The following is a 4,315-nucleotide window of genomic DNA, read 5'->3' on the forward strand; positions in this document are numbered from 1 at the left end:
ATATAGGTGATGCGCGTGCGGCCGTGGGGCACCGGCTTGAAGTCGGCATCGACGCTGACCAGCACGATGCGGTCGATGGTCAGGATGCGCTCGCGGGTGATCTTGTTGCGGATCTCGACGCACAGCGAGATCGAGGTGCGACCGAAGGCGCTGGCGGTGATGCCCAGTTCGATGATGTCGCCCTGACGCGCGCTGGAGACGAAGTTGATCTCCGACATGAACTTGGTGACCACGCGCGAGGTGCCCAGCTGGACGATGGCGTAGATGGCCGCTTCTTCATCGATCCAGGCCAGCAGGCGTCCACCGAACAGGGTGCCGTTGGGGTTGAGATCTTCAGGCTTGACCCATTTGCGGGTATGGAAGTTCATGCACTCTCTCCTCGGGATGCCGGCGCACCTCACCGGAAGTGCGAGCCGTGATCCTCAGCTGCGTTTACCCCGAAAGTATATAGACTTTAGTTGTGACTGTCTGTGCATGGCCCGGATAGCGCAGCGCTATCGCGGCGTGGAAGAATCGGTAGTGTCATGACGCGAAACGGCCGACAGGAGTGCCCTGTCGGCCGTTTTCTTGCGGTGCCTGGCGCTTGGTCTGTGGCGACTTATGTCTGGCGCCTGGACTCAGCGCTGGTCGGGCGGGCAGTTGTCGCGGCAGACGCGGAAGATGGCCACTTCCCCGAACAGGTTCGGCCACCAGGTCGCCGCCGGGTGTGGCTCGTGATCGCCATTGCCGACCGCGCGATCGATGATCTTGAGACCCTGGGCGCGACACAGGCGCTCGAAGTCCGCGAAGGTCGACAGGTGGATGTTCGGCGTGTCGTACCAGGCGTGAGGCAGCGACTTGGAGACCGGCATGCGCCCCTTCATGCCCAGGTGCAGGCGGTGACGCCAGTAGGCGAAGTTGGGGAAGGTGATGATGGCCTCACGCGAGACGCGCATCATCTCCTCCAGCGCACGGTCCGGGCGACGCAGTACCTGCAATGCCTGGGACATCACCACGCGATCGAAGGTGTCGTCGGCGAAGTTGGCCAGGCCATCATCGACATTCTGCTCGATGACGTTCACGCCACGTGCGATACAGGCACTGATGTTGTCGGGGTCGATCTCCAGGCCATAGCCGAAGACCTGCTTGGTCTCCTTGAGGGAGGCCAGCAGGGTGCCGTCACCGCAGGCGAGGTCCAGCACGCGCGCGCCTTCGGGAATCCAGTCATGAATCTGGGCGAGGTCGTTACGCATGGCTGGCCTCCTTGGTGCTCGGCTTTTGCGTGGCTTGCGCGCCACAGGCGTGGTCGTAAGCGCGAGTCAGGAAGTTGCCCAGCACCGTCTCGTAGCGTTCGCCCGGCAGCAGGAAGGCATCATGGCCGTGCGGCGAGTCGATGTTGGCGTAGCTGACCGACTTGCCGGCATGGATCATGGCGTTGACCAGCTCGCGAGAGCGTGACGGCGCGAAGCGCCAGTCGGTGGTGAAGCTGACCACCAGTACCGGGCAGCTGATCGGCGCCATGGCCGCGGACAGGTCATCGCCTGCCGTGGCGGCAGGATCGAAGTAGTCGAGCGCCTTGGTCATCAGCAGGTAGGTATTGGCATCGAAGGCGGTGGAGAAGGTATCGCCCTGGTGGCGCAGATAGCTCTCGACCTGGAAGTCGACGTCGTAACCGAAGTTGAGGCGGTCCTGACGCAGATCACGCCCGAACTTGGTGCCCATCGAATGCTCGGAAAGATAGGTGATGTGACCGACCATGCGCGCCAGCTTGAGGCCGCGCTTGGGCACGGCATCGACACGCGAGTACCAGCCGTCATGGAATTCCGGGTCAGAGCGAATCGCCTGACGCGCGACTTCATTGAAGGCGATGTTCTGCGCCGAGAGTTTCGGCGTGCAGGCGATGATGGCGACATGACCGACGCGATCAGGGTGGTCCATCACCCACTGCAGCGCCTGCATGCCACCCAGCGAGCCACCGACCACCGCCGCGAAGCGGGTGATGCCGAGAGACTCGGCGAGGCGCTTCTGGCTCTCGACCCAGTCCGGCACGGTCACCAATGGGAAGTCAGGCCCCCATTGCTCGCCCGTCTCCGGGTTGATCGAGGTCGGGCCGGTACTGCCGTGGCAGCCGCCGATGTTGTTCAGCGCGATGACGAAGAAGCGCGAGGTATCAATGGGCTTGCCGGGGCCGATGTAGTCGTCCCACCAGCCAGGCTTGCGGTCGCTCATGGCGTGATAGCCAGCCGCATGATGATGGCCGGTGAGGGCATGACAGATCAGGATGGCGTTGCTGGCGTCCGCGTTCAGCTCGCCGTAGGTCTCGTAGACCAGCGAGTACTGCTCGAGGCGTCTGCCGCAGGCCAGCTCCAGCGGGGTATCGAAGTGGGCAGTCTGAGGCGTGACGAGACCGACCGAATCCGGGGGCAGGGAATCAGGCATCGTGGTGAAGGTTTCCAGCATCATGTCCAGCAGAGTGTTCGGGGCAAGGCCCGTGTCCGGGGCGCGAAGCCTCGGTGATGCGCCTTGTGGGCGTCTCGTGCACCGTGGTTCTGGCTTCGGCCGAGGGCTCACTCTAGCACAGCGTGCGCACGCGTGATCCAGTGACACGCGATGCAAGAGCGCCCGCCACGGGAGTCCGTGGCGGGCGCTGATCTCGTCGGCCTGTGCGCTGGGCGCATGCGAGCCAACCTTGCTGGCGGAGCGCCGGCTTAACTGAAGGCGCTGCGCAGCATGCCCAGTGACGGCAGGGTCTGGTTGATCAGGCTGCCGACCAGGTTGAGCGCGATGAACACGAAGATCGGAGACAGATCGAGCATGCCGATCGACGGGATCACCTTGCGCACCGGCTTCATGATCGGATCGACCAGCTGGTGGACCAGGATGGCGCCCGGGTGGTTGGCCTGCGGTGCGACCCACGACAGGATGATCATCGCGATCAGGGCGAAGAAGTAGATGTTGATGATGCTGTCGAGAATGGTGCCCAGCGCCGTCAGCGCGATGAAACCGACCGGCAGCATGCCGCCACCGAACAGGGCGCCGATCGCGACCAGTACCAGACTGACGACGATGAAGGCCGCGGCCAGGGTGGCGATGTCGAAGCGACCCAGCGGGCGCAGGATGCCCTGCAGCGGGGCCACCAGCGGGTTGGTCGCCTTGACCACTGACTGGGTGACCGGGTTGTAGAAGTCCGCGCGGGACAGCTGCAGCAGGAAGCGCAGCATCAGGATGTAGACAAACAGTTGCAGCAGGATGGTGACCAGCTGAAGTCCGATATTACCCATAGCACCCATGGGGCTTTCCTTAAGACGGTGAGAAGTGGGCGCGCGATAGTGCACGCGTCATGCCGCTAGCATGCCAACAACAGATGAACAGCGCATGATGGCCTGTTGTGACCCGGGCTGCCAGCGGCCTGCAGGAGTTGTCAGTGGAGCAGAGGCTGTCAGCGATCCAGCTCGCGGGCAAGCTCGGCGGCGCGCACGCTGGAGGCCTTGGCGGCGCGCTCGACGGTCTCGCGCAGGCCATCCTCCTCGAAGCTGTTGATGGCGCGCTCCGTGGTGCCATTCGGCGAGCACACGCGGCGGCGCAGCTCGGCAGGCTCATGCTCGCTGGAGAAGGCCATCTCGGCGGCACCGCGGGCGGTCTGGATCGCCAGGCGGCGCGCGGTCTCGGCGTTCAGCCCCAGCTCGATGCCTGCCGCTTCGAGTGACTCGATGAACAGGAAGAAGTAGGCCGGGCCGGAACCGGAAATGCCGGTGACGGCTTCCAGCAGACCTTCTTCCTCGACCCACTCGACGATACCGACCGCAGTCAGCATCTCATCCATCAAGCCGCGTTGCTCCTCCGTCACCTGGGCGGTGGCATAGAGGCCGCTGGCACCGACACCGACCAGTGACGGCGTGTTGGGCATGCAGCGGATGATGGCGAGGTCGCCGCCCAGCCAGCGCTCGAGGCTGTCGCAGGTGATGCCGGCCGCGACCGAGACGATCAGCGGCTTGCGGTTCTGCACCGCAGGGGTCAGCGCCTGGCAGACGTCATGCATCATCTGCGGCTTGACGCCCAGCACCACCACATCGGCTTGCGAGACGGCGTAGGCGTTGTCCTGGGTCGTGCTCACGCCGTAGCGCTGCTCGAGGGCATCGAGTGTCTCGCGCGAGCGAGCCGTGGCGATGATACGGTCCGCGGGATAGCCGGCATCGACCATGCCGCCGAAGATGGCACTGGCCATGTTGCCGGCGCCGATGAAGGCGATGGTGCGCGGTGTAGCGGTGCTCTGGTGCGTCATGCGGTGCTCCTGATCATTCAGTGGGAGGGCTGGCGGCAAGCTCGAGAGCCTTGC

5 protein-coding genes are annotated in these 4,315 nt (G+C 64.4%); all 5 read right to left on the minus strand.

Annotated features, from left to right (window positions below):
* A partial coding sequence (locus AC4FAH_RS10770) for an acyl-CoA thioesterase (protein WP_490246015.1) occupies positions 1 to 368 on the minus strand: 368 nt, incomplete at its 3' end.
* Positions 369 to 617: 249 nt separating this feature from the next.
* On the minus strand, positions 618 to 1,232 hold the full coding sequence (gene metW / locus AC4FAH_RS10775) for a methionine biosynthesis protein MetW (RefSeq protein ID WP_213114186.1): 615 nt from the start codon (positions 1,230 to 1,232) through the stop codon (positions 618 to 620).
* A complete protein-coding gene (gene metX, locus AC4FAH_RS10780; RefSeq protein WP_286988734.1) occupies positions 1,225 to 2,418 on the minus strand; it encodes a homoserine O-succinyltransferase MetX in 1,194 nt (397 codons plus the stop codon). Before metX ends, metW begins: the two co-directional genes overlap by 8 nt.
* 269 nt (positions 2,419 to 2,687) lie before the next feature.
* Entirely contained in the window at positions 2,688 to 3,269 is a 582-nt protein-coding gene (locus tag AC4FAH_RS10785) for a YggT family protein (RefSeq protein ID WP_043333437.1), read from the minus strand.
* 149 nt (positions 3,270 to 3,418) lie between these two features.
* Complete coding sequence (gene proC / locus AC4FAH_RS10790; protein WP_286988735.1) at positions 3,419 to 4,261, minus strand: pyrroline-5-carboxylate reductase; 843 nt, start codon at positions 4,259 to 4,261, stop codon at positions 3,419 to 3,421.
* Positions 4,262 to 4,315 lie beyond the last annotated feature (54 nt).

This window comes from Cobetia sp. (assembly GCF_983723665.1).